Annotated in this window: 27 protein-coding genes; 13 read left to right on the top strand and 14 right to left on the bottom strand. The window is 73.9% G+C overall.

Annotation, left to right across the window (positions count from 1 at the left end):
* The first annotated feature begins 2 nt into the window (after positions 1-2).
* Both BJZ21_RS19845 and BJZ21_RS19840 read left to right on the top strand, forming a co-directional pair.
* Positions 3-1145, top strand: coding sequence for a hypothetical protein (locus BJZ21_RS19845; RefSeq protein WP_179665334.1), 1143 nt, complete (start codon positions 3-5; stop codon positions 1143-1145).
* Positions 1142-2356, top strand: coding sequence for a hypothetical protein (locus BJZ21_RS19840; RefSeq protein ID WP_179665333.1), 1215 nt, complete (start codon positions 1142-1144; stop codon positions 2354-2356). Before BJZ21_RS19845 ends, BJZ21_RS19840 begins: the two co-directional genes overlap by 4 nt.
* Here the strand turns inward: BJZ21_RS19840 and BJZ21_RS19835 are convergent.
* The gene (locus tag BJZ21_RS19835; RefSeq protein WP_179665332.1) at positions 2317-2997 is read right to left on the bottom strand and encodes an EcsC family protein; all 681 of its coding nucleotides are present in this window, start codon (positions 2995-2997) and stop codon (positions 2317-2319) included. The two genes, BJZ21_RS19840 and BJZ21_RS19835, sit on opposite strands and share 40 nt — an antisense overlap.
* Positions 2998-3042: 45 nt before the next feature.
* Between BJZ21_RS19835 and aat the strand changes: the two genes are divergently transcribed.
* From aat to BJZ21_RS19820, 3 genes are all read left to right on the top strand, one after another.
* Entirely contained in the window at positions 3043-3744 is a 702-nt protein-coding gene (gene aat / locus BJZ21_RS19830; protein ID WP_179665331.1) for a leucyl/phenylalanyl-tRNA--protein transferase, read from the top strand.
* Between the two features lie 183 nt (positions 3745-3927).
* Positions 3928-4416 (top strand): hypothetical protein, encoded by a 489-nt coding sequence (locus BJZ21_RS19825; protein WP_179665330.1) that lies wholly within the window; start codon positions 3928-3930, stop codon positions 4414-4416.
* Positions 4417-4900: 484 nt separating this feature from the next.
* A complete protein-coding gene (locus tag BJZ21_RS19820) occupies positions 4901-5221 on the top strand; it encodes a putative quinol monooxygenase (RefSeq protein ID WP_179665329.1) in 321 nt (106 codons plus the stop codon).
* 194 nt (positions 5222-5415) lie between these two features.
* Here BJZ21_RS19820 and BJZ21_RS19815 read toward each other — a convergent pair whose 3' ends face one another.
* The 6 genes from BJZ21_RS19815 to BJZ21_RS19790 all read right to left on the bottom strand — a co-directional run bounded on the left by BJZ21_RS19815 (position 5416) and on the right by BJZ21_RS19790 (position 9812).
* The gene (locus BJZ21_RS19815; protein WP_218851571.1) at positions 5416-6756 is read right to left on the bottom strand and encodes a lanthionine synthetase LanC family protein; all 1341 of its coding nucleotides are present in this window, start codon (positions 6754-6756) and stop codon (positions 5416-5418) included.
* A gap of 93 nt (positions 6757-6849) precedes the next feature.
* Positions 6850-7395, bottom strand: a complete 546-nt coding sequence (locus tag BJZ21_RS19810) for a hypothetical protein (protein WP_179665328.1) — start codon at positions 7393-7395, stop codon at positions 6850-6852.
* A 169-nt stretch (positions 7396-7564) separates the two neighbouring features.
* Positions 7565-7882 carry a cold-shock protein gene (locus tag BJZ21_RS19805; RefSeq protein WP_179665327.1) on the bottom strand — a complete coding sequence of 106 codons (318 nt, stop codon included), beginning with the start codon at positions 7880-7882 and terminating at the stop codon, positions 7565-7567.
* Positions 7883-7933: 51 nt separating this feature from the next.
* Positions 7934-8488, bottom strand: coding sequence for a hypothetical protein (locus BJZ21_RS19800; RefSeq protein WP_179665326.1), 555 nt, complete (start codon positions 8486-8488; stop codon positions 7934-7936).
* Positions 8489-9052: 564 nt separating this feature from the next.
* Complete coding sequence (locus BJZ21_RS19795) at positions 9053-9388, bottom strand: rhodanese-like domain-containing protein (RefSeq protein ID WP_179665325.1); 336 nt, start codon at positions 9386-9388, stop codon at positions 9053-9055.
* 55 nt (positions 9389-9443) lie between these two features.
* Positions 9444-9812 (bottom strand): ArsR/SmtB family transcription factor, encoded by a 369-nt coding sequence (locus BJZ21_RS19790; RefSeq protein ID WP_179665324.1) that lies wholly within the window; start codon positions 9810-9812, stop codon positions 9444-9446.
* A gap of 50 nt (positions 9813-9862) precedes the next feature.
* On the opposite strand from BJZ21_RS19790, the gene BJZ21_RS19785 reads away from it, so the two are divergent.
* On the top strand, positions 9863-10912 hold the full coding sequence (locus BJZ21_RS19785) for a cation diffusion facilitator family transporter (protein WP_343052244.1): 1050 nt from the start codon (positions 9863-9865) through the stop codon (positions 10910-10912).
* A 4-nt stretch (positions 10913-10916) separates the two neighbouring features.
* On the opposite strand, the gene BJZ21_RS19780 is transcribed toward BJZ21_RS19785, so the two are convergent.
* Positions 10917-11783, bottom strand: a complete 867-nt coding sequence (locus BJZ21_RS19780) for a DNA-formamidopyrimidine glycosylase family protein (RefSeq protein ID WP_179665322.1) — start codon at positions 11781-11783, stop codon at positions 10917-10919.
* Between the two features lie 88 nt (positions 11784-11871).
* Here BJZ21_RS19780 and BJZ21_RS19775 point away from each other — a divergent pair, with 88 nt between their 5' ends.
* The 5 genes from BJZ21_RS19775 (at position 11872) to BJZ21_RS19755 (ending at position 15838) form a co-directional block, all read left to right on the top strand.
* Complete coding sequence (locus tag BJZ21_RS19775; protein WP_218851570.1) at positions 11872-12129, top strand: hypothetical protein; 258 nt, start codon at positions 11872-11874, stop codon at positions 12127-12129.
* Between the two features lie 152 nt (positions 12130-12281).
* A complete protein-coding gene (locus BJZ21_RS19770) occupies positions 12282-13496 on the top strand; it encodes an AAA family ATPase (protein ID WP_179665320.1) in 1215 nt (404 codons plus the stop codon).
* Between the two features lie 108 nt (positions 13497-13604).
* Positions 13605-13973, top strand: a complete 369-nt coding sequence (locus BJZ21_RS19765; RefSeq protein WP_179665319.1) for a VOC family protein — start codon at positions 13605-13607, stop codon at positions 13971-13973.
* Positions 13974-14106: 133 nt separating this feature from the next.
* The gene (locus BJZ21_RS19760; protein ID WP_179665318.1) at positions 14107-14886 is read left to right on the top strand and encodes a glycerophosphodiester phosphodiesterase; all 780 of its coding nucleotides are present in this window, start codon (positions 14107-14109) and stop codon (positions 14884-14886) included.
* 10 nt (positions 14887-14896) lie between these two features.
* Positions 14897-15838, top strand: coding sequence for a DUF5926 family protein (locus BJZ21_RS19755; RefSeq protein WP_179665317.1), 942 nt, complete (start codon positions 14897-14899; stop codon positions 15836-15838).
* A gap of 333 nt (positions 15839-16171) precedes the next feature.
* Here BJZ21_RS19755 and BJZ21_RS19750 read toward each other — a convergent pair whose 3' ends face one another.
* Both BJZ21_RS19750 and BJZ21_RS19745 read right to left on the bottom strand, forming a co-directional pair.
* On the bottom strand, positions 16172-17287 hold the full coding sequence (locus BJZ21_RS19750; protein ID WP_343052243.1) for an adenylate/guanylate cyclase domain-containing protein: 1116 nt from the start codon (positions 17285-17287) through the stop codon (positions 16172-16174).
* Positions 17288-17306: 19 nt separating this feature from the next.
* The gene (locus BJZ21_RS19745; RefSeq protein WP_179665316.1) at positions 17307-17684 is read right to left on the bottom strand and encodes a cyclic nucleotide-binding domain-containing protein; all 378 of its coding nucleotides are present in this window, start codon (positions 17682-17684) and stop codon (positions 17307-17309) included.
* Positions 17685-17807: 123 nt separating this feature from the next.
* Between BJZ21_RS19745 and BJZ21_RS19740 the strand changes: the two genes are divergently transcribed.
* Complete coding sequence (locus BJZ21_RS19740; RefSeq protein WP_343052242.1) at positions 17808-18317, top strand: SigE family RNA polymerase sigma factor; 510 nt, start codon at positions 17808-17810, stop codon at positions 18315-18317.
* Entirely contained in the window at positions 18314-19531 is a 1218-nt protein-coding gene (locus tag BJZ21_RS19735; protein WP_179665315.1) for a hypothetical protein, read from the top strand. The genes BJZ21_RS19740 and BJZ21_RS19735 overlap by 4 nt, the downstream gene beginning before the upstream one ends.
* A gap of 84 nt (positions 19532-19615) precedes the next feature.
* Here the strand turns inward: BJZ21_RS19735 and BJZ21_RS19730 are convergent, their stop codons facing one another.
* From BJZ21_RS19730 to larB, 4 genes are all read right to left on the bottom strand, one after another.
* The gene (locus tag BJZ21_RS19730; protein WP_179665314.1) at positions 19616-20848 is read right to left on the bottom strand and encodes an arginine deiminase; all 1233 of its coding nucleotides are present in this window, start codon (positions 20846-20848) and stop codon (positions 19616-19618) included.
* 185 nt (positions 20849-21033) lie between these two features.
* Positions 21034-21630 carry a TMEM165/GDT1 family protein gene (locus tag BJZ21_RS19725; protein WP_179665313.1) on the bottom strand — a complete coding sequence of 199 codons (597 nt, stop codon included), beginning with the start codon at positions 21628-21630 and terminating at the stop codon, positions 21034-21036.
* An 8-nt stretch (positions 21631-21638) separates the two neighbouring features.
* Complete coding sequence (gene larC, locus BJZ21_RS19720; protein WP_179665312.1) at positions 21639-22847, bottom strand: nickel pincer cofactor biosynthesis protein LarC; 1209 nt, start codon at positions 22845-22847, stop codon at positions 21639-21641.
* Positions 22844-23569, bottom strand: a complete 726-nt coding sequence (gene larB, locus BJZ21_RS19715; protein WP_179665311.1) for a nickel pincer cofactor biosynthesis protein LarB — start codon at positions 23567-23569, stop codon at positions 22844-22846. The genes larC and larB overlap by 4 nt, the downstream gene beginning before the upstream one ends.
* Positions 23570-23600: the final 31 nt, after the last annotated feature.

The following is a 23600-nucleotide window of genomic DNA, read 5'->3' as shown; positions in this document are numbered from 1 at the left end:
CGATGACCGGCCCCGGCGAGGACACCCCCGGCGTACGCCGGGCCTGGGGTTGGGCCGCCCACCTGGCGGACGGCGGGACCACCCCGTGGCGGGACTGGACCGGCGCCGGCCCCGCCGGCGGCCGCTACCTGCCCGGCGCCCAGCAGCTGGAGCTGCTGCGCCGGCTCAACGCCGCCGGTGCCCCCTCGCCGCACCTGGTCGAGCGGGTGCTGGCCGCGTCCGCGCCCGGGCGCGGACGGCCCGACCTCGAGCTGGCGGGCTCGGTCGAGCGACCCCGGTTCGGGCCGCCACCGGTCGACCCCGCCGACCTGGGCGAGGACGAGCTGCTCCGGGTGGCCGCCCTGCTGGTGGCCGAGGACCTGGTGGGGCGGGCCGGCGGGCCCGCGGGCGGCGCGCCGCCGGCCCCCGCGCCGGGCTGGGTGCGCCCGTGGCGCACCCGCTACCGGCTGCGCGGCGACCCCGCCCTCACCGTGCCGCTGCGCACCGAGCTGGTCCGCCGCGGCCGGCCGCCGGGCGGACGTCGGGCGCCGGTGCTGGTGCTCGGCACCGACCTTGGCCTGATGCTTGCCGACGCCTGGACCCACCGCTGCTTCGGGCAGGGCGGGCCCGGGTGGCGGCGCTGGCTGGACGGGCTGGTGCGCCGCGACGAGCTGCCGCCCCGGGCCGACCTGCCCGCACTGGCCCGGGCCGCCGCGGCGCGGACCGGCCGGGACCGGGTCACGGTCGTGCTCGACCCGGCCGCCGCACCCCGCCTGCTCGGGGCCCGGCGGGTGAGCGTCGCCCGGGCGGAGATGTCCGCCGAGGGCGCCGACCTGGCGCGCCGGGTGGCCGCCGGGCTGGGGCTGCTGGTGCCGCCCGCGGAGCGCGAGGCGCTGCTGCGCCGGGCCCTGCGGCCGCGGCTGGCCGCGGAGCCGGGGCCGGCGGTCGGGGTGCCCGCACGTCACGCCACGTGGGTGCACGACCGGGCCGTGCGGATGCGCGACGGGCTGCTGCGTGCTGGCTACGCTGTGCACGGCGACCCGGACGCGCTGCTGCCGCGCGAGCGCGGGGGGGTGGCCGGGCCGACGGAGGCCGGGGTGCTGTCGCTGGCGCTGCGGCTGCTGCTCGAGGAGGACTCGGACGACGATGAGGTGACGGCCCGGTGAGCAAGCGGGTGCTGCTGCACGTGGGCACGCCGAAGACCGGCACGTCGTACCTCCAGGACGTGCTGTTCCGCAACCGCGAGGTGCTGGAGGGGCACGGCATCCGCTATCCCGCGGACCGGTTCGACGCGCACTTCCTGGCCGCGCTGGACCTGATGCGGCTGCCCTGGGGCGGCCTGGAGCAGGAGGCGGTCGGCGCCTGGGACGCGCTGGCCGAGCAGGTGCGCCGGTGGCCCGGCACCGCGATCATCAGCCACGAGATCCTCGCCACCGCCTCGCGGGCGCAGGTGGGCCGCGCGCTGGCCTCGCTGGGGCACGGCGAGGGCGTGGAGATCCACGTCGTGCTCTCGGTGCGCGACCTGGTCCGCCAGATCCCGGCGGAGTGGCAGGAGAACGTCAAGCACCGCCGCACGCTGAGCTACGCGCGGTTCCTCGAGCAGATCCGCGACCCGCGCCGGGAGGGCGCGATCGCCACCTGGTTCTGGGGCGTGCAGGAGGTGCCGGACATCCTCGACCGCTGGGGCCACGACCTGCCGCCGCACCGGCTGCACGTGGTCACCGTGCCGCCGCCCGGTGGGCCCCGGGCGCTGCTGTGGCAGCGGTTCAGCCGGGCGCTGGGCCTGGAGGGCCTCGACCTGGACCTCGAGCCGATGCGGGCCAACCCCTCGCTGGGGGTCCCCGAGACCGCGCTGCTGCGCCGCGTCAACCAGGCCGTGATCAAGGACCTCGACCCGCCGGCCTACCGGCCGCTGGTCCGCGAGCTGCTCGCCCACCAGACCCTGTCGCGGCGCACCGGCTCGCCCCGGCTGGCCCTCCCGCCGGACGTGCACCCGTGGGCGCAGGAGCTGGCCGCGGCGTGGGCCGCGGAGATCAAGGAGCGGGAGTACGACGTGGTCGGCGACCTGGCCGACCTGACCGGGGCCCCGGTGCGGCCGCGGTTCGCCGACCCCGACCACCCGCGGGAGAAGCAGGTCGCGGGGGCGGCCGTGGACGCGATCACCGCGCTGCTGCTGGACAACGCCCGGCTGCGGCAGGCCGAGGCGCGGCTCGCCGGGGAGCTGCACGAGACCCGGCAGGCGCTGGACCGGGCCTACCTGCGGCCGTCGTACCGGCTGCGGGAGAAGCTGGTGCGCCGCCTGGAGGACGGCCGGGCCGGGCGGCTGCTGCTGCGGGCCTACCGGATGGCGCGGGGCAGGAGCTCGCGGTCGGCGTAGCGGCCGATCCGCCACGTCGCGTAGCCATCCACGCCCGCGCCCACGACGCCGCCGACCACCGGCACCCGGCGACCGACCGTCGTCGCCAGCCGCTTGCCGGCGACCCGCCGGATCAGCTCGCCCGCGACCTCGGCGGAGATCAGCAGGTCGAGGTCGGGGTCGTGGGTCGGGGCGGTGGCGATCGCCATCGGCGGCGCCGGCAGCCGCCGCTTGCGCACCAGCTGGTCGACCTGGTCCTCGCCGAGCAGGCAGGCCAGCAGCGCGTTGCGGGTGCGCGGGTCGTCGAGGTCGTAGCCGCGCAGGTGGCCGATGCCCGCGATCATCCGGCACTGCAGCATCGCCACGCCCGCGATGTTGGCCGGCATCGCGAACGCCGCGGTCACCACGCCGCCGAGGTTCGTGGCGAAGCCCTGCACCCCGGCGTACCGCACATGGTTCTCGATCACCTCGTGGACCGCGCGCTGGCGGTCGCCGCGCTGCTCCGCGAGCTGCTTGTCGGCGGCCGCGGCCGCGGGCGGCAGCGGCCCCACCCCGGCGATGGCGCGGTGCAGCGCCTCCCGGACGAAGCTCGTGGTCAGGCCGGGGACGGTCTTGGTGAGGTGCGGCGCCAGCCGCTTCCCGATGTTGCCGGAGACGCTCATGGTCACGATCGTAGGAGAGCCCCGGCTGCGCACTACCGTGGACGCGTGCGCACCCCCGTCGAACCGCCGGCGTCCGCATGGTCCTTCGGCGACCCCACCGACTACGACCCGCTCGACGACCTGGTCGCGATCGGCGCCGACCTCGAGCCCGGGACGCTGCTCGCGGCCTATCGGCGCGGGCTCTTCCCGATGCCGTCGGGGACGCCGGGCGACCCGGCGTACTGGTTCTGCCCGGTGCGCCGCGGGGTGCTGCCGCTGGACGGGCTGGTGGTGTCCCGCTCGCTGCGCCGGGCGCTGCGGGACTTCGAGATCCGCGTGGACACCGCCTTCGACGAGGTCGTGGCCGGCTGCGCCGACCCCACCCGGGAGTCGGGGTGGATCGACCACGACATCCGCCGGGCCTACCGGCGGCTGCACGAGCTCGGCTGGGCGCACTCGGTCGAGGCGTGGCAGGACGGCCGGCTGGTCGGCGGGTTGTACGGCGTGGCCCTCGGCGGGCTGTTCGCGGGCGAGTCGATGTTCCACCGGGTGCGGGACGCCTCCAAGGTGGCGCTGGTCGGCCTGGTCGGGCTGCTCCGCGACGAGCACGCCGGGGACCGGGTGCTCGACGTGCAGTGGCAGACCCCCCACCTGGCCAGCCTGGGGGTGGTCGAGATCAGCCGGACGGCGTACCTGCGCCGGCTGGGCCGGGCGCTGGAGGTGCCGACGCCCGCGGGGTTCGCCCGGCCGGGTCCGGCCGGGGGGTGAGGCGGACCCCCGCGGCTCGGCGGCGGCGCAGCGGCCGGGCCAGCGTCCGGCCGCGTCCGGCTCGCTTCGCGTCACGCCCGTCACACCGGTGTCCGGTCCGTGGTCCCCGCTCAGGTTGCCGTCAGGTTCGCCTGTCATCGTGGGCGACTTGTACGCATTGACTCCCAGGAGGGGACCCACCTCATGAAGCACGCCCTGATCGCCGCCACCCTGCTCACGGTCGGCGGCCTCGCTGTCGGCTGCGGGGGCAACAACTCGGCCGACAGCGCGTCGGGATCCGCCTCCGAGACCCCCAGCAGCGCCTCCACCTCGGCCTCCGCCGGCGCCGGCTCCGCGCAGAGCCTGTGCACCGCGCTGTCCTCGGGCGCGAGCATCCAGAACGGGCAGGACGTGGCGAACTTCGTCGACACCCTCAAGCAGGCCGGCACGCCCTCGGACGCCCCGGCCGAGGCCAAGAAGGGCTTCGACGTCTACGTCGGGGTGCTCGGCAAGATCGACCCGAAGGCCACCGCGAAGGACCTGCAGAAGATGGGCCAGGTCAAGCTTAGCTCGACGGAGAAGGCCGAGGTCCAGCAGTTCCTCGGCTACGCCTCCCAGACCTGTGCCCCGGCGGCCCCCTCCGGTGCCAGCACGGACGGTGGCAACCCCTCCGGCGGCGCCAGCTCCAACTGACGCCCTCCGCGGCGGCCGTCGGCGACGTCGGGCGGATCGTGGTCAGGAGACCTCGGTCGGCCCGGCGCCTGGCGGCGTGACCCCGGCCACCTTGAGATCCGCGCGGTGAACCAGCCACCGTTTCGTCGATCGATCCGGTGGCTGAGTCACCTCTGGCTCGTCTCGAGCACGGTCGGCGGGGACCTAGCCACCGTTTCACTCAGGAAATGGTGGCTGCTCCACCGCTGACACTCGGTCCGCCCTGAACTCGGCATGAACGGCCGCCCGGATCGCCGCATGAGCGTGCACTTCTCCCTAGCCTCGGAGCGTCCCGAGAGCTGATCGGCGAGCGGGACACCGACTTCACGCTCAGGCAGAAGCCAGTTGACCGGGTGACCGGTAAGTCCTGGGTGGGGCCAGCCCTAGGGGCGGCAACCGTGCCAGAGTGCGAGTCAGGGCAGGCGGACCCCGGACCTGCCGGCGCACCCCAACCGAGGAGAACGTCTTGATCTACATCACCGTGAAGAAGAAGCTCAAGCCCGGCACCGCGGACGCCTACCTCGCGGCCAGCCAGACCTACACCGACGCGACGCGCGCCGAGCCCGGCAACAAGTTCTACGAGCACTACCGCAGCGTCGACGACCCCGACACGATTCTGACGATCGAGGCCTTCGATGACGCAGCGGCCGGCGAAGCGCATGTCAACTCGGAGCACTTCCAGCAGGGGGTCGACGGCAGCGCGAAGCAGTACATCGCCGAACGCCCCGACATCCTCTACATCGACCTCCCGGATCGCGAGGGCTGGGACAAGATGTCGGAGTTCTGAGCCGACCGGCGGCGCTCGCAGCTAGTCACGGGGCCCTTTCGCGCACGATCGAATGCGGGCGCGGCCCCGAGCGTCGCCGCGAACCGGGAACCGTCCAGGTCTGTCGTGCGGATCGGCATGCGGAACGCCCGATGGGATCGGCTCGTGGTCACGCTCAGCGGCAGATGAGGGCGTTCGAACGGCGCTCCGCCGCACTAGAACGCGTCGAGGAACCCGGCCGGCGCCGAGCTGCAGCGCACCCCGGCTGGGACTGCCCACCACTCGTCCGGTCGATCGATGACCGGGGCGTCCAGCCCGTTGTCGATGACCCGCGCCAGGCGGAAAAGGAACGCTGCGATGCCCGCAGCACCCTGCATCCACGACGTGCCCGGTGGAAGCAGCGGCGGTTCGTGACGGTGCTCGACGAACCTCCAGAACGACCGATCCCCGACCCGGATCGAGCGTTCAACCAGGGCGTCGCCCATCGCCCTGGCCGCGGCCAGTAACGCGGCCGCGTCCACGGCGTCCGGCGCGTCCTGCGCCGCGTCGAGCAGTACGTCGCCGACACCGGCCGTGCCGCAGCACCGCCCGTCGTTGTCCCAGAAGCCCGGGCGCAGCCGTTGCGGGACGCCGGAGTCGAGGACGGACCGGAGGCACCGCCGACGCAGGTCGTGGACCCCGAGGCCGTTCACCTCGGTGACGCCGGCGTGCGCGAGCGCCGCGAAGAGGTGGGACGTTCCTGTCGGCCCGTGGCACCAGTTGTAGGTGGTCGGCTCAACCTCACGCTTGGACGGCGGGATGGTGTGCGGAACGACGAAGCCTCCGTCGTCCAACCTCCCGACGGCCAGCAGGTGCTTTGCCCCCAGCACGGCCGCCTCCACCAGATCCGCTCGCCCATAGGTCGCACCCGCAACGGCCAGTGCGCTGGCGATGCCGGCCGTGCCGTGCGAGTAGTTCGGTCCTCGGGAGGGTGCTCCCGGCCACGACCCCCAGTCCAGGCCCACGGTCCGGTCCGCCGCCTCGAGCAACGCGTCGCACCCAGTGAGCGCGATGGACTCCGCCTCGTCACCGCCCACCCAGGTCGCCGCCATCACCACCCCGGCGGTGCCCGTGACCACGTCGGTCAGGAACCGCTCCGGTGCGTCTTCGATTAGCGTCGTAACCCAGCCGTCGAGGGTCATCAGCTCCGCCAGCCGGTGCAGGGCGATAGGGGCGTGCGCCGGCGCAAGCATCCGCAGGGCCGTCGCGTCACCAGCCAGCCCGTCGTACAGCGAGGCCTCAGTTCTCGTCGCAGCCTTGGCCGAGAGCCGATCGACGATCCGCACGGCGAGTCGTCGCTCGGCGACGGTCAGTGGCCGGGACTGCGCGATCTCGCTCAGCACCGGAGCGAGCCCCGCGATCCCGGCGTACAGGCAGTCGCGGTCCGCCGCCGGCCCCGCGTCCTGCCAACCGTCGGTCACGGACACGGGGAGCCACGGCCCCTCCTCCTCGCGGACATGATCGAGGACCCACATCCACGCGGCTTCCGCGACCTCTCGGTGCGCATCCGTCGTCACCAGGGCAGGCTACTCGTGCCCTGCTTCGACCTGCACGAGTCCGAGGGCCGCGAAGTTCGCTCATATGGCACGCGCGGGTGACTCCACTGGGACTCACGAGTCATCGCATCCCTCGCCACGTCCGCTCGCATGAGTCCCTGCTGGGCACAGGACGGCGTCGAGAGCGGTTCGTGCCGAGCGCGCCTCTCCGTCGACCTCGTAGTGCACGGTGACCGTTCGGACAACGACCGGTGCTGAGTCGGGCGACAGGACGACGGCGATGTCGAGCGAGCAGCCAGCAAGGGTGCCCCCAGTGTGGCTTGTCGCCGTGACCGGCTCGTACGCGGCGGGTGGTCGACCGGGCTTTGCGAGCACCACGGGCGAGTCATCGTTCCACGTGGCCAGCGTCGCCACGTGTCCGTTGCGCGGCGATGTCGTGACGCCGGTGACCATCACGTCGAGCGGATTGCTGCCCTTCGCCAAGCAGCCGGAGGTTCTGAACCAAACGCCCGTGTCGACCGGGTCGACGACCATGCCGCCGTTGCCCTGGAGCCTCAGGGGTTCGGCAGTGTCCTCCGCACAGCCGGTGACGCCGCCAGCGAGCAGCAGCGCCGCAACGACGAGCCAGGCCCCAGAGGTCAAACGCACGTCGCACATCATGCGTGCTGAACATCGCCACCGAGCGGTGAACGCCCCAAACCGAAAGCGGTCCCGAAGCCGAAGCATCGGGGCGACGGGGCCAGCAGCGCACGAACAGGGACAGCCGAGACGCGCAGGGCAACGCTCAGCCCTCCTCGCGGTGACTGGACGCCGACCAGGCGGTCAGGGGTCAGCTGCTGCCTTCATCCTCGTCGTCGAAGGCGAGGGTCAAGGTGGAGCGGTAGGCCGCGGACGGACCGGAAGCCTCCTGGGTGGTGCGGACCGGCGCCTGGTCGGCCGGCCATGCCTCGACTGTCCGGAACGCGTAGCCGTCCTGTTCCGCAGTCTCGAAGGCAAACCTCACGCGCTGCCCCGTCCGCAGGCTCTTGTAGCCCGCGACGAGGACAGACGAGAAGTGCGCCCAGCAGCCACCTGGCGTGGCGTCCGAGTCGATGACTCCCCACCCGTCCGCGTCGCGCCAGAACCGAACCTGTCCCAGCGACGTCATGCGAAAAGTATCCCGTCTGTGGATGACAAGGCGCCCCCGGAATCGAGCCGGTCAGGCGCGCGACTCATCCAAAGGCGGAAGGTTCCGCCGGTCGTGGCCCCGGCCGGCCCAGTAGTGGGTGTTCTCGTCCCAGGCTGGGCGAACGATGACCGCGTCGGTGCGGGCGCGGGCCCATGCGAGGGCATCGCGGAGATCGGCGCAGTAGGGGCCGTCTTCGCACCAGTCGACTTGCCCGCGGTCGGACTGCCAGGACACCCAGTAGCCGGGCTGCGGGCCGTGCTCGCCTACGGGGTCTTCGGCGTTGTCGCTGTCACGGCCTTCCCAGGCAATCCACACGGTGCCGGTACGGCCGTGTCGAATGGTGGCGTCCGCGCTGGCCAGGCTGGCCAATTGCGTAGCCCTCTCTCGGAATCGCGAGGGCACGTGGTCAGCCGCAGAGATCCCGTGGAGCCGCTCGGCCACAAGGGCGCGGTGTGCGTCATCCCTCACCGTGCCGGTCTCCGGCACGACCTCGAGGAGCGCGGCGGCCAGGTCGCGGTATCCGTCGGCGCGCAGGTCGCGACCCAGGACCAGCGCGGATTCCTCGAACGAACGATCTTGCGCCACCTCAGCAAGGTAGGACATCAGGCGGCATCGACCTACACCCCGGACCGCGGCATGCGGGCGTCTCTCGCCTGTCGTCCCGGAGGTGGCAGTCAGTCGGTGCACTGGCTCAGGACCTCAGCACGCCAGACCCCGGCGTCGGTCCGCGTCACCTTGACTTGAACCAGACGTCGGCCGTTGCGGTTCAGCAGGTCCACCACGCGGCGGACATGCCGGTCGCTCACGTGGAGGGCGTCGCGGGCGCTGGCGCCTCGCGCTTGCGTCCGCACCGATACGACCCGGCCTCGCCCCGTATACCCCAACATTGCGTCCTTCAGGCGATCCCAGGTGGGAGCGCTGGCGACGGGGTCGGACCGCTCACACTCGACGCCACCGCTCGGGTCGCCTGCGCAGGCACTGACGGTGCCGCAGGCGAGTACGGCGAGGCCCATTCGCACAGACGCGGCCATGCCCATAGGACGCAGTCTGCCTGCCCGGGTTCCGAACGGGCGGACAACGCCCATCGGCAGATCCGACAAACCGGCAAACCGCCGCCCCGCGGCTCAACCTCAGATGGGACTCACCCGGTCAGACCACGTGCGGCCGCTGGCCGGTCTCGCTGACCATCGCCCGGCCGGCCTCGGCCCAGCCGATCATCCCGCCGTCGAGGTTCACCGCGTCGATGCCCTGCTGGACCAGGTAGCCGACGGCCTGCGCCGAGCGGCCGCCGATCTTGCAGACCACGAGCGCCTGGCCCTCGGGCAGCTCGGAGAAGCGCTGCGGGAGCTGCATCAGCGGGATGTGCAGGGCGCCGTCGATGTGGCCGTGCTCCCACTCCACCGGCTCGCGCACGTCGAGCACCACCAGCCCCGGCGGTAGCGGGTCCGGGACGCCGTCGACGCTGACGGTCGGGATCTGGTGCATGTTTCTCTCCTGGCTCTCCCCGGCTCCCCGGGGTGTCTGCGAGGTCGATCCGGGCTCAGGGCACCGGCGGTGGGCCCCCGACGCGGGAGCGGTCCACGGACCCGAGTCTCACGTGCTCGGCGTGGTGGACCGCCTGGTCGATGAGCTCCGCGACGTGGTCGTCGTGCAGCTGGTAGACGACGTGGCGTCCGTGGCGGTCGCCGACGACCAGCCCGAGGTTGCGCAGCAGCCGCAGCTGGTGCGACACCGCGGGCTGGGCCATGCCCACGGCCTCGGTGATCTCCCGGACGGTGCAGGGACCACCCCGCAGCGTCGAGAGGATCAGCACCCGGCTCGGGGTGGCCAGCGCCTGCAGCGTGGTCGCGACCTGCCGGGCGACCGCCGCGTCGAGACGCCTCGGTACGTCGTCTCGGCTGTGCCCCATGCCGACCAGTGTAGTTGCATGAACACATCTGCATGTGTTGAATGCGGTGCGTGCTTCGGAGCGACCCCCACCACGACCACGAACACGACCACGTCCATGCCCACGACGAGGGCGGGGGCCACGGACATGAGCACGGACATCAGCACGGGCACGGACTGCTCGGTCACCTCCGGGAGCTCTTCGGCGGGCACAGCCACGACAGCGCCGACGCGGTCGACGACGCGCTGGAGGGCAGCGCCGAGGGGATCCGCGCGGTCCGGACCAGCCTGGTGGTGCTCGGAGTCACGGCGATCCTGCAGGCGGTGCTGTTCGGGCTCACCGGGTCCGTCGCGCTGCTCGCGGACACGATCCACAACGTCGCGGACGCGCTGACCGCCGTACCCCTCTGGGTCGCCTTCGTGCTCGCCGGCCGGTCCGCGAACCGCCGCTACACCTACGGCTACGGGCGAGCCGAGGACCTGGCCGGGGTGTTCATCGTCGCGATGATCGCGCTCTCGGCCGTGTTGGCCGGCTGGGAGTCCCTGCGCCGGCTGGCCGACCCCCAGCCGCTGGCCGACCCCTGGGTGGTGATGGTGGCCGGACTGGTGGGGTTCGCGGGCAACGAGGCAGTGGCGGCCTACCGCATCCGCGTCGGCCGGAAGATCGGCTCGGCCGCCCTCGAGGCCGACGGCGTGCACGCGCGCACCGACGGGTTCACCTCGCTCGCGGTGGTGCTCGGCGCGCTCGGTGCGCTGGCCGGGTGGGACTGGGCGGACCCGTTGGTCGGCGTCCTGATCACGGTCGCGATCGTGGCGGTGCTGCGCGGCGCCGCGCGCGACATCTACCGCCGGTTGATGGACGCGGTCGAGCCGGAGCTGGCCGACCGGGCCGAGGACGTCCTCGCCGGGACCCCGGGGGTGGTGGCGGTGCCCGACCTGCGGCTGCGCTGGGTCGGCCACCGGGTGCGGGCGGAGGCGACCATCGCGGTGGCGTCCGACCTGTCGCTGCGGGAGGCCGACGAGGTGGCGGTCGAGGCCGCCGCCCGTCTCCGCACCGGCGTGCCGAAGCTGGTGGCGAGCACCGTGCAGGTCCGGCCGGCGTCCGGGACCCCGACGGCCTGAGCGGCTACTTCAGCAGCCGGGACAGGCGGCGGTCGGCGAGCGGCTTGCCGCCGGTCTGACAGGTGGGGCAGTACTGCAGGCTGGAGTCCGCGAACGACACCTCGCGGACCGTGTCCCCGCAGACCGGACAGGGCTGGCCGGTGCGGCCGTGCACGGCGAGGTGGGACTTCTTCTCGCCCTTGAGCTCGCTGGCCGCGAGGCCGCGGGAGCGGTCCACCGCGGCCCCGAGCACGTCGCGGATCGCGGCGTACAACGTCTGCAGCTCGGTCTCGTCGAGGCTGTTCGCGGGCTTGAACGGCGACATCCGGGCTGCGTGCAGCAGCTCGTCGGAGTAGGCGTTGCCGATCCCCGCGATGGTGCCCTGGTGTCGCAGCACGCCCTTGATCTGCTTGCGGCCCTCGCGCTGGAGGATCTCGCGCAGCATCTCGAGGGTGAAGTCGTCGGTGAGCGGGTCCGGCCCGAGGGTGGCGATGCCGGGCACGTCGAGGGGGTCGCGCACGACGTACATGGCCAGGCTCTTGCGGGTGCCGGCCTCGGTGATGTCCAGCCCGGACCGGTCCTCGAGCACCACCCGCGCCGCCAGCGGGGACTTGTTGCTGGGCCGCGGCGGGGTGGTCGGCAGCTCGTCGCGCCAGCGCACCCAGCCGGCCCGGGCCAGGTGCAGCACCAGGTGCAGGCCGGAGGCGTCGATGTCGAGGAACTTCCCGTGCCGGGTGACGTCGTCGACCAGCGTGCCCTCGAGCGCCGAGATCGGCGGGTCGAAGGTCTTCAGCGCGCTGAACGCGGCCAGCTGGACCTGCGCGATCGCGTGGTCCCGCAGCCGGCCCCGTAGGTCGAGGGCCAGCGCTTCCACCTCGGGCAGCTCGGGCACGCCGGCCAGTCTAGGCGCGGGTCGGGCCGCCGGGGCCGGTCCTCACGAACCGCTGGTGGTCATGGGCCCCACGGAGCATGATGTGACGGTGACCATCACCCGTCCGCTGCCGGAGGCGGGCTCGATCTTCCTCGACGCCCGCGGAGCCGACCGCGCGCTGCGCGTCTCGTGGCACCACGAGGCGGGCCTGGTCGTGCTGTCGCTGTGGCGGGACAACGCCTGCGCCGGCTCGTTCCGGCTCGAGGTCGACGAGGTGCCGGAGCTGATCGCGATGCTGCGGGCCGGGCTGGACCGGGCGTACGACGTGGCGGTGACCCAGCCGGTGCGCGCCCGCCGCGGTGCCTGAGCCGACCCCCGTGGCGGGTAGTCCGTGACGTTCGGGCCCTCAGGAGGGCCGCCGAGGGGCCCGATCGTCACGGACTATCCCGTCGGCTGCTACCTCTACGCCACGCTTGCGAAATCTACGGCGATCGCTAGAGACGCCGATACGGTCCTCGCGTGGACCCGATCCGGAACCCCTACGCGCCCGGCGCCGGCCAGCGCCCGCCCGAGCTGGCCGGTCGTGACGAGCAGCTCGCGGCCTTCGACATCGTGCTGGAGCGGGTCGCCCGCGGGCGGCCCGAGCGCAGCCTGGTGCTGACCGGGCTGCGCGGGGTCGGCAAGACCGTGCTGCTCAACGCGCTGCGGTCCTCGGCGGTCCGCCGGCGGTGGGGCACCGGCAAGCTCGAGGCCCGCCCCGACCAGGGGCTGCGGCGGCCGCTGTCCAGCGCGCTGCACCAGGCGGTGCGCGAACTCGGGCACCCCCAGCCCGACGACGTCGACCACGTGCTGGGCGTGATCAAGTCCTTCGCGCAGCGCGACGCCGGGGCCCAGGCGAAGCTGCGCGACCAGTGGAGCCCCGGCATCGACGTGCCCGCGGTGAAGGGGCGCGCGGACTCCGGCGACATCGAGATCGACCTCGTCGAGCTGTTCACCGAGGTCGGGGGGCTGGCCGGCGACGTCGGCAAGGGGATCGCGGTCTTCATCGACGAGATGCAGGACCTCGGGCCGGACGACGTCTCGGCGCTGTGCGCGGCCTGCCACGAGATCAGCCAGTCCGGGTTGCCGGTGATCGTGGTCGGCGCCGGCCTGCCGCACCTGCCCGCGGTGCTCTCGGCGAGCAAGTCCTACTCCGAACGGCTGTTCCGCTACCAGCGCATCGACCGGCTCGCCCGCGAGGCCGCCGACCGGGCGCTGAGCGCGCCGGCCGAGGACGAGGAGGCGGCGTACACCGAGGACGCGCTGGCCGCGATGTACGCCGCGACCGGCGGCTACCCGTACTTCATCCAGGCCTACGGCAAGGTCGTGTGGGACCTCGCGCCGTCCTCGCCGATCGGGGCGGACGACGTCGCGGTGGCCGCCCCGGAGGCGGAGCGGGAGCTCGCGGTCGGCTTCTTCGGCAGCCGCTACGAGCGGGCCACGCCGGGGGAGCGGGAGTACCTGCGGGCGATGGCCGACGCCGCGGTCGCGATCGCCGAACGGGGGACCGAGGAGCTCGACGACATCCAGAGCGTCCCCACCGCCGAGGTCGCGGGGCTGCTGGGCAAGCGGCCGCAGTCGCTCTCGCCGGCGCGCGACGCGCTGCTGAAGAAGGGGCTGATCTACTCCGGCGAGCGGGGCCGGATCGCGTTCACCGTGCCGCACTTCGGCCGCTACCTGCTCGCGCACGCCTAACCGACGGCCGCTACCCGGTCCTCGGCCAGCTCACGCAGCGCCGGGCCGGCGGCGACGACGGCCTCTAGCATCCCTAACACTCAGGATCACCAACGAAGGGAGCCCGTCGTGGACCTCGTGCAGATCGCCCAGCGCGCCGACGACCTCGAGCGGGCCACCGCGTTCTACGCCGACCTCCTCGGCGTCGCCCCGCTGGCGAGCTTCGACCCGCCCGGCCTGGTCTTCTTCGACCTCGGCGGGGTGCGGCTGCTGCTGGACCGGGCCGCCCCCAGCGCGCTGCACTATCTCGGGGTGGCTGACGTCGAGGCCACCGTCGCAAGGCTCCGGGCTCGCGGGGTGCAGATCGAGACGGAGCCGCACGTGATCTTCGAGCACGAGGACGACACCCTGGGCCCAGCGGGGACCGCGGAGTGGATGGCGTTCGTGCGCGACTCCGAGGGCAACCTGGTCGGGCTCGTGGAGCACCGCCCCCGCTGACGCCGACGGCCCGGGCAGGCGACCCGCGCCGTCGTCCCGCGCCGGGTCGGGCGGCCCACCGAGTCCCGACGTACCCTCCGCCACACGGACCCCGCCACCCGCAACCGCTCGGACCGCGACCAGAATGTCCGCCATGAGGCCGCAGGTCGTCGCCCACCGGGGGGCCAGCCACGAGAACGCCGAGCACACCCTCGGCGCCTACCTCGCGGCCCTCGACGACGGTGCGGAGGCGCTGGAGTGCGACGTCCGGCTGACCGCCGACGGCCACCTGGTCTGCGTCCACGACCGCAACCTGCGCCGCACCGCCGCCAACCGGCGCATCGTGTCCACGATGGAGCTCGCCGACATGGACGCGCTCGACTTCGCCGCGTGGAAGAACCCCTGGGCCGACCTCGACGACGAGGCGCCCGAGCGCGACGAGGACCTCGGCCGGGTGCTCACGCTGCGCAAGCTGCTGGAGACCGTGGCCGACTACCCCCGGCCGGTCGAGGTGGCGATCGAGACCAAGCACCCCACGAGGTACGCCGGGCTCGTGGAGCGGCGCGTCGTCGACCTGCTGCGGGACTTCGGCTGGGACGCCCCCGGCTCGCCGGTGCGGGTGATGAGCTTCTCCTGGACCGCCCTGCAGCGCATCGAGCGGCTGGCCCCGGGGGTGCGGCTGGTGCAGCTGCTCGAGCGCGCGCAGTACTGGCCGATGCTGAAGAACCGGATCGGCCCGGACTGGATCGTCGGCCCCGGGGTCCGGGAGCTGCAGGACCATCCCCGGCTCGGCCCGCGCATCATCCGGGCCGGCCACGAGATGCACGTCTGGACGGTCAACAGTCCCGACGAGCTCGAGCTGTGCCGGCGGCTCGGGGTGCGCGCGGTCATCACCGACCGCCCGGCGTACATGCTGGAGCTGCTCGGCGTATAGGTTCGCGCCCATGGCGAAGCGTTCCCGCACCAAGGCCCGTGAGTCCCAGCCCGTCGAGGGGGCGGTGGGTCCCCGGCAGCCGTGCCCCTGCGGCTCGGGCAAGCGCTACAAGGCCTGTCACGGCGCCGCCGGCGGCGTGGCCTCGGTCTTCGTGGGCCGCCCGTTCGAGGGGATGCCCTCGGAGTGCGACGTGGTCGCGCTGCGCGAGCTGGTGCCGGCCGCGACTGCGCCGCTGACCCTGGCCGAGCCGGACCGGCAGGGCCGCAGCGTGCAGCTGTGCTCGCTGCTGCCGATGGCCGCCCCCGCGATGGTCCGCGACAGCGGGCAGATCTGGCTGGGGATGCAGGTCCAGCACAACTTCGGCGACCCCGCCCGCGACCTCGGCGCGGTGCTGCAGAAGGCGCTGGCCACCGACGAGCCCGGCATCATCGGGCTCACCGACCCGCCCGGCGAGGGCCCGCGCCTGCAGGACCTGATCACCGACGAGCGGCTCGACGTCACCGTCCACGACGGCTTCGACTACTGGATCGCCGACGTCGAGGACACCTCCGGCATGGCCGCCGCACTTGAGCAGGCCAACGAGGCCGCCAACCCGACCGCCCGGCTGACCACCGTGGAGGCGGCGTACTGGACCCACGTCGGCACCAAGGAGCACTTGCGCTGGGTGATGCCGCAGCCGGAGGACCGGCTGCTCGACGCCCTGGCCCGCCTGCACGCGGCCGGGCGGGACGACCTGGCGCCCGGCTCGCGGTTCGTCGGCATGTTCCGGGCCCACGGGCTGCTGGCCCCGGTCTGGGACCTCCCGGTCGGCACCGGCCCGGAGGCGCTGGAGGAGCCGGCGGAGCGGTTCGCCGCCGACCTCGCCGAGGCGCTCGCCGATGAGAGCCCGCTCACCTCAGAGCAGCGCGCGGCCCGCAACGGCCTGGCGAACCGGCAGGTCACGATCCGCTGATATCCCCAACTTGTCCGAGATCACCCAGAAAATCGACCTCGGGGATTGTGTGACCACTCCCCGTCCCGTAGATTTCACTCGCCCGGTCGTTGTTGTGTCCCCCGTCGACAACGGCCGGGCGCTTCAATTTTCTACGGCGGAAATGGTGCGGGAAACCCGCCGGCGCCGCCCCCGAGCCCCGATCGGACTCCTCAGGAGCCGGATCGGGGCTCGTTGCGTTTCCCGAGGCTCGGGCGGAGCCCCGGAACCGGGTCCACGGCGTGCCGGTAGGAGGCTCCACGACTCCACGCGCCAGATCCGCGCGGTGGCTCAGCCACCGTTTCGTCGATCGGGTCAGCGGCGGCGCAACACCCAGGGCTGGAGCCGGGAGTAGCCCTTGACCGGGGTGCGCCGCGTCCGCCGGAAGGAGTACGCCGAGTCCGCGCCCTCGTCGTCGGGCCCGGCCGACTCGTCGTCCCCGACCCGGCCCGAGAGCGCCTCGTAGGCGCCTCGGTCGACGAGCACCGTGCCGGGCCGGGCCACGGAGGTCAGCCGGGCCGCGACGTTGACGGTGGGCCCGAAGACGTCGCCGAGCCGGCTCACGACCTCGCCGTAGGCGAGGCCGGCGCGCACCTGCGGCAGCCGGTCCTCCGGATCGGCTCCCCGCGCGGTCATCGCCAGCGCGACGTCGGCGGCCGCGGCGGCGTCATCGGCGACGAACAGCACCTCGTCGCCGATGGTCTTGATGATCCGGCCGCCGTGGTCGACGACCAGCCCGGTCGCCGCGTCCTCGAAGGGCTCGAGCCAGTCGACCAGCTCGCGCTCGGTGAGGTTCTTGCTCTGCGAGGTGTAGCCGACGATGTCGACGAAGCAGACCGCCTGCTGGGTGACCGAGGAGCCGGTGGAGTCGACGGTGAGCATCCGGCTGGTCGCACTGGCCAGGTGGCGGCGCCACACGTAGCTCTGGAGCTTCTCCACGCGGGGCAGCACCGAGCCGGCGAGCTCGGTGAGCCGCTGCTGCGGGTCCGGCCCCTCGACCGCCACGTCGGCGAGCAGACTGGTCTGCCACTCGGCGAGCCGAGCGAAGCTGCGCCCCCAGGTGCGCACCAGCGCGGCCTGCGAGTCGGGACCGAGGATGCCCAGCTCCGTCAGGTCCTGCGCGAGCCGCAGCGCCTCGACGTCGGCCGGCGTGAACGCGACGCTGTCGTCGTCCTGGTTGGGGAAGCCCAGCAGCCGCCACATCTGCTCGGCCACCGCCAGCGATACCCCCGCGCGCTCGGCAACCTGCAGCCGGGTCAGACTGGGCTGATCGCCGAGCAGGAAGTCCTCCACGACCACCAGCGCGTCGGCGAGGTCGGGCAGCTCGACGGGCTGATCCGCGCCGCCGGGCCCGTCGCTCGCCCCGCGGCCGTAAACGTCGCTCGGAACGTCGCCGAACCGGCCGTCCCCCTCGGCCGCCCGGGGATTCACCGCACTCACCGCGGCGGGTTCACCGGGTCGGGTTGAGCCGCTCGTCGGCGGCCGTGCGCAGCGCCTCGGCGAACGCCGGCATCTCGTCGCAGAGGCGCCGTACGGCCTGATCGGTGAAGTGCACCAGCTCCAGCGGGGTGAGCGCGACGATCGAGGCGGTGCGCAGCGAGTGGTTCACGATCGCGGCCTCGCCCATGATCTCGCCGGGGCCGAGCTGGGCGATCTCCTCGCCCTTGCGGCGGACCGAGACCGTGCCCTGGAGGAGGATGTAGGCCTTGTCGGCCGGGGTCTTCTCCCAGATCGGCGACCAGCCCGCCGGCACCTTCACCGCGGTGCCCGCCGCACAGATGCGGGCAACCTCCTGCGGGCTGAACGAGTCGAAGAACGAGACAGCCATGAGCACGCCTTTCGGGGTCGATCCCTCCCGTGGGGATCCTCGCGGACCCGCCCGGGCGTGTCCAGCGTGGCCCGATGTGATCCGTGACTGAACCTGAGTGCGGTCCGCGGAGTCAGGGGAGATGTGAACGGGGAGACGACCACCAGGCCGCTGCACCTGGTGGCGAGCTACGAGGAGTTCGTCGCTGCTCGCGCCGATGCGCTGCACCGCTCGGCGTACCTGCTGGTCGGCAATGCCGCCGACGCCGACGACCTGCTGCAGACCACCCTGGTGAAGCTGTACGTCGCGTGGAGCCGGGCCTCGGCGGCGGACTCGGTCGAGGCCTACGCGCGTCGGGTCATGGTCAACGCCCTGATCTCCGCCCGCAAGCCGGCCCGGTGGCGCCGGGAGCGGCCCATGGGTTCGGTCCCCGAGGCCGGGCGCAGCGACCCCGACCCCCTCGACCGGATCGACACCTGGCCGCTGGTCGTGGCGCTGCCGCCGCGGCAGCGGGCGGTGATCGTGCTGCGCTACTACGAGGGTCTCAGTGAGAAGGAGATCGCCGACGCGCTGGGCTGCGCGCCCGGCACGGTGAAGTCGACCGCCTCGGCGGCCCTGCGTGTGTTGCGCGCTCGGATGGAGGAGCAGGAATGAGCATCGAGGAGCAGCTGCGGAGCGATCTCGCGCGGGCCGCCGACCGGGCACCGCGCCGGGACGTCCAGATCGCGACCCTGGAGCTGCTCGGCCGTCGCGAGCAGGTGCGGCGGCGTTCGATCCGCGGCGCTGCCGTCGCCGCGGCGGCTGTGGTGGCCCTGGTCGCGGTGGCCACGGTGCCGCGGCTCACCGGCGCCGCACCCGAGCCCGCCGCTCCCACCCCGCGTCCGCCGGAACGGCCGGCGTCGCTGGAGGACCTGCCCGCCGGCGCCGCGAGCGGCGTGCCGTGGTGGCGGGCGGGAGTGCTGCACGTCGGCGGGCGGGAGATCGCAACGCCCTACCGCGCGCTGGTCTCCTCCGGCGGTACGACGGTGGTCGGCGCCAGCGGCCCCGACCGCGGGGCGCGCTGGTTCGTGGTGGCTGGGGACCGGCTCGTGCCGCTGGTCGACTCCGACCGGCCCGTGCAGCCGGTGGTCTCCGCCGACGGGCGGAGCGTGGTCTGGGCGATGGCGACCGGCGCGACGGGCCGCCGCCTGGTGGCCTACGACGTCGCCTCGGGCGCCGTGCGCGGGGCCGAGGAGGTCACCGTGCACCCGGTCTGCTGCGACCAGGGCGGCGAGCTCGTCGTGCTGGGCGTGGATACCGACGGCCGGGTCGCCTACGAGATCCTCGGCGAGGGTGCCCACGTGTGGACGCCGGGCGGCGACGACCTCTCGCTCACCGGCCTGCGCGGCCGGCAGCTGGAGCAGGCCGGGTGGCCCGGCGGCGTGCAGTGGCAGGCCCGGTCGGGCGACCCGTTCGGCGCGCTGGCGGGCGTCTACGCCGCGGTCGACCGGTCGGGGGCGGTGCGGCGCGTCGGCACCGTGCCGGCGGATCAGCTGGGGACGTGGAACACCGACGGGACGGCGTACGCCTATCCGGGGCAGGACGACGGCGGCAGCGCGCCGAAGTCCCCGATGACCGACGTGTGGGTCGACCACCTCGACGGCCGGCCGACGCGGCTGCTGCTGCCGGAGGACCGGACCTTCGCGCTCGTCGGCTGGGAGTCACCCACGAGCGTGGTGCTGCAGGCCCGCGACCCGTCCGACGGCTCCGGGGCGGCCGGTGGGCCGGCGGGGCCGGTCGCGCTGGTCCGCTGCCGGGCGGACACGGGCGCGTGCGAGCGCACCGCCGACGAGGTCAGCGGCGACGTGGTGCTGCCCACCCCGCGCTGACCGGCCCGCCGCAGACCGCCCGCCCGAGCGGTGACTCACCGCTGCCGCGGGGACTCGCTGCCCCGGGGACTCACCGGCGCCGGCTCAGCCGACCGGCAGCGGCGCCCGCGTGACCGGGCAGCTCATGCAGCGCGGCCCGCCGCGCCCGGAGCCGAGCTCGGAGCCGGCGATCCGGACGACCTCGATGCCGGCCTCCTCGAGTCGCGCGTTGGTCTCGAGGTTGCGCTCGTAGGCGACCGCCACCCGGGGCGCGAGCGCGAGGGTGTTGTTGCCGTCGTCCCACTGCTCGCGCTCGGCGGTGACCGGGTCCAGGCCGGTGTCGATCTGGTGCAGCGTGTCGATCTCCATCGCCTTCGCCGCGGCGACCAGGAACGGCTCGGCGGGGGCGACCTCGAGCACCAGGTCGCCCTCGCCGGCCGACCCGTCGCGGGTGGTGACCGCGTGGGCCTGCAGGGAGTCGGCGACGTTGGGGTACATCACGATCTTGTCGACGTCGACCATCGTGCAGACCGTGTCGAGGTGCATGGTCGCGCGCTCCTGGGCGATGGGTACGGCGAGCACCGTGTGCGCGAGCCCCGCGTGGAAGACCTGGCGGGCCAGCCGCTCGACGCCGGCCGGGGTGGTGCGCTCGCCGACACCGACCGCGATCACGCCGGGCGCGAGCAGCAGCACGTCGCCACCCTCGACGTGCTCGTGGTGCCAGCCGTGGATCTTGCGGGTGCCGCGGAAGCGCGGGTGCTCGGTGTAGATCAGCTCGGTCAGCTGGGTCTCGCGCCGGCGGGCCGGCATCGCCAGCGAGGTGACCGCCACCCGGTCGCGCACCCAGACGCTGGAGTCGCGGGTGAACAGCAGGTTCGGCAGCGGGTCGATGAGGAAGTCGTCGCTGGCCAGCAGCGAGGTGACCAGCCCGAAGCCGCCGCGCACCTCGTCGTTGCGGATGCCCGCGGTCAGGTAGCCGGTCAGCGCCGCCGGGGAGGCGTCGCGCAGGAACCGGGCCAGGTAGCCGCGCATCGTGTCCCCGAGGTGCAGCCCGGCCAGCGCGGTGGTGATCGCGTGGTTGCGGGCGGCCTCGCTCTCGAGCGTCTCGGTGATCAGCTCGGTCAGGTAGAGCACCTCGACGCCGCGGTCGCGCAGCGCCTGCGCGAACGCGTCGTGCTCGTCCTGCGCGCGCGCCACCCACGGGATGCCGTCGAAGAGCAGCCGGTCGTTGTTGCGCGGGGTCAGCCGCTTCAGCTCGTTGCCCGGCCGGTGCAACATGACCGTCTGGAGGGTGCCGACCTCGCTGTCGGCGCCGTGGGCGCTCGGGGGCTGATTCATGGGCGCCACTCTAGTAGCGCCCGGTCCGGCGCCGAGGGGTCAGGAGTCCCGCTGGCTCCGGGCCCGCTCCTCGCCCGGCCCTCCGGAACAATTGCTCGGAGATTTGCGGGTTACTCGTGAGTAGCCCCCCGGGTTCTCGAGCAATTGAACGGCAAGCGGCCCGCCCCCCCGGGGTCGGGTGGCGGTCAGGCGAGCAGCTCGTACGCCGTGAGCGCGGCCAGCAGCAGGCAGACCGCCGCGCCGACGTAGTGCAGCACGTGCAGCGAGATGAACCGCAGCAGCGCGCGCCCGGAGACGGCGGCCAGCCCGCTGACCACCAGCAGCGCCCCGAGCGCCCCGACGAACACGCTGACCGGGTCGTCGTACTTGGCGACCAGCGAGATCGTCAGCAGCTGCGACAGGTCGCCCCACTCGGCCGCGAACAGGATCAGGAAGCAGGTCAGCACGGCCTTCCAGCCGGTCGCGGCGGTCGCCTTCGCGGCGTACTCCTCCTCGTCCTCGCTGGCCTGGTGGTGGCTGCGTCCCTCGCGGAACAGCAGCACCGCGCCGACCAGGAAGATCGCGCCGGCGACCGCGCGGACGACCTGCTCGGGCAGGTAGGTCACCGCGTGGCCGAGCAGCACGGCGACCAGCGTCTGCACCAGGAACGCCGAGCCGACCCCGATCCAGACCAGCAGCGGGCGGTACTTGGTCGCCAGCACGAGCGTCGCGACGAAGGTCTTGTCGGGCAGCTCGACCACGAAGATGGCGGCGAAGGTCAGGGCGATGACGGCGAGGTCCATCGGCGGGTTCAGGGCTCCTGGGGGATGAGGGCGCGGCTGGCGGCGGCGGCGTCGGCGAGCACGTCGACCACCGGGCGCCCCAGCGCCGAGGCGGCGCGGGCGACGTCGTCGTACTCCGGCTGGGCGTTGACCAGCACGCCCTCGTGGCGGGCCAGCTTCACCGCGATCCGGTGGCCGCCGACGTCGACCGACACCATCTCACGGTCCAGCGCGTGCTTGCCGAGCGGCTGCTCGCGCAGCCCGATGGTGGTGGTCTGCCGGAAGATCTCGGCGCGTACGCCGGGGGCGCGGTCGGCGGCGACGAGCACGCTGAGGGTGTGCGCCGGCCGCCCCTTCTTCATCAGGATCGGGGTCAGCCACGCGTCGGAGGCGCCGGCCTCGAGCAGCGCGGCGATCACCGCCGGCCAGACCCGCGGGTCCAGGTCGTCGACGTTGGTCTCCACCAGCAGCGGCGCGGCGGTCGCCTCCGCGGGCCCGGGCGCGCCCTCCCCGAGCAGGAGCCGCACCACGTTGGCGTGGCCCTCGGGGTCGCGGCCGCCGGCCCCGACGCCGATCGCCCGGGTGGTCATCGGCGGCTGCGGGCCCCAGCCGGTGGCCACGGTGGTGAGCACGGCCGCGCCGGTGGGGGTGCACAGCTCCATCGCGGGGGCCGAGGGCGGGCCGGCGTACGACGGGACGCCGCGCAGCAGCTCCGCGACCGCGGGCGGCGGCACCGGCAGCGAGCCGTGCGCGCTGCGGATCGTGCCGGACCCGACCGCCACCGGCGAGACCACGACCCGGTCCGCCGCCAGGTGCACGAACCCCGCGCAGGCGCCCACCACGTCGGCGATCGCGTCCAGCGCGCCCACCTCGTGGAAGTGCACCTCGTCGGGGTCGTGGCCGTGCACGGCGCCCTCGGCCGCGGCGAGCCGCTCGAACGTGCGCAGCGCCAGGTCGCGCACCGGTCCGGCGAGGTCGGCGCCGGCGAGCAGGGCGCGCACGTCGCGCCAGGTGCGGTGCGTGACGGAGTCCGCGACCTCGACGTGGCAGCGGGTGGCGGCGAACCCGTTGCGCGAGACCCGCTCCACGGCGAGCGCGACCGGCTCGGGGGCGATCGCGTCGACGGCGGCCTGCAGCACCTCGACCGGCACGCCGGCGCCCAGCAGCGCGCCCAGCAGCATGTCGCCGCTCGCGCCGGCGGAGGCGTCGACCCAGGCCGTGGTGGGGCCGGGGGTCATCCGGGCTCGCCCGACCGGGGCGCGGCGTTCCGGGCCACCCGGGCGGCGTGCACGCCCGCGCCGTACCCGTTGTCGATGTTGACCACGGTGATGCCGGGCGCGCAGGAGTTCAGCATCCCCAGCAGGGCGGCGATGCCGCCCAGCGAGGCGCCGTACCCGACCGAGGTCGGGACGGCCACCAGCGGCACGCCGGTCAGGCCGCCGACGACCGAGGGGAGCGCCCCCTCCATGCCGGCGACCACCACCAGGCAGTCGGCCGCGGCGAGCCGCTCCTGCACCGCGAGCAGCCGGTGCAGCCCGGCCACGCCGACGTCGTCGACGCGGTCCACGCCGGCGCCGTGCACGCGGATGGTCAGCGCCGCCTCGGCCGCGACCGGCGCGTCGGAGGTGCCGGCGGCGACCACGGCGACGGTGCCGCGCCCGGTCGGGAGCGGGCCGAGGGTCACCGCGCGGGCGACGGGGTCGATCTCGGCGTCGGGCAGCGCGCCGGCGACCGCGACCAGCGCCTCCTCCGAGACCCGGGTGGCGAGCACGGCCCGGTCCGGGTGCCGCTCGTGCAGGGTCCGCAGGATGGTCACGACCTGGTCGGGGGTCTTCCCGGCGCCGTAGACCACCTCAGGGTCCCCGGTGCGGGCCGCCCGGTCGACGTCCACGCGTGCGAAGCCGAGGTCGGCGACCCGCGGGTCGGCCTCCCGGCGGTCGGTTCGGTCGGGCGTGTCCACGCAGAGGAACCTACCGGGGGGACCCACCGGG

It is taken from the genome of Nocardioides panaciterrulae (assembly GCF_013409645.1).
Classification (GTDB): Bacteria; Actinomycetota; Actinomycetes; order Propionibacteriales; family Nocardioidaceae; genus Nocardioides; species Nocardioides panaciterrulae.
Note: the sequence above shows the minus strand (reverse complement) of the source record. Positions and strands in the feature narration are given on the sequence as shown.